Genomic DNA, 982 nt, shown 5'->3' on the forward strand with positions numbered 1-982 from the left:
GAGATGAGCATGGCAAAATAGATTTGAGTGTGTTTCGATCTCCACTCTGGCTTAATATTCAGATACAAAAAAGCCCGGAAAAGGTTAAGAACCAACATAAGAGTAAGCCAGAAAGCCACTATAGCAGTGGGATGGTGATGGTAGACATGATCGGCATGCCAATAAGTGACCATTTCATTGATCACCTTATTCTCAATAAGCCATCGATCATGTCCGAGATGGATAATCGCTTCTGTACTTGCCTCTTTTTGAGATAGAGTGGTCGCCCATATCCACTCAGAAGTTTCCTCCTCTATCTCACCTGTCCGTTGGCGGCGAATAGTTCGAGTTTCCACACAACGCACCACTCTTATCTCCCTCTTCAAACTCTGCCAGGAAGTAAACCCTTCCATGTCCCATATCTGTCTCTTGAGGTTGCCTTCTATTTGAATCAACGGCTTCTCCTGCTGGAAAAGACCTCGGGCATCTTCCATCAAATCTCGTCTTTCATCTTTCAGCACAGCGATAATATGTTTTCCATGCCGGAGAAAGAGTTTAAAAAAAGGTGCCTTCAGATAGAGCCCATCAGCGACTACCACGGAGAAGGCACGGGGATAATCCTTTAGGATCCTTTCACAGAGCCGGAGGGCACAGGAGACTTCATTCTCTTTTCTCTTCTGTTCCTCCACATCTAAAAGTACCGGGAAATCTCGACCCGAGAGCATGGCCAGGACATTGCGGTGGTAATACTGGATACGATCTCCTTCTCTGGTATGGATTGTTCTTCTCAGACATCCTGAACAGCAACGCAAATAACTGGAGGTGTGCTCATGGCCATCTAAGATCAGCACCTGAAACCCATGCGTCTTCTTAAGGGCTTTGTTTCGTTTTAATCGGCTGTAGAGATGATGGAGGAGAGAACGGATGGATACCAGCACCACTTGGCAGAACACTCTTCCTATGGTGTCAGCACTGGGGAGTGCCCTGCCCAACCACCTCCGCC

1 protein-coding gene is annotated in these 982 nt (G+C 47.1%); it reads right to left on the bottom strand.

The window, feature by feature from the left end:
* Nucleotides 1-920 (bottom strand): transposase (locus tag HW443_RS11860; protein WP_219857257.1); only part of this gene is annotated, 920 nt, incomplete at its 3' end.
* Nucleotides 921-982 lie beyond the last annotated feature (62 nt).

It is taken from the genome of Candidatus Hakubella thermalkaliphila (assembly GCF_013281975.1).
Taxonomy (GTDB): domain Bacteria; phylum Actinomycetota; class Humimicrobiia; order Hakubellales; family Hakubellaceae; genus Hakubella; species Hakubella thermalkaliphila.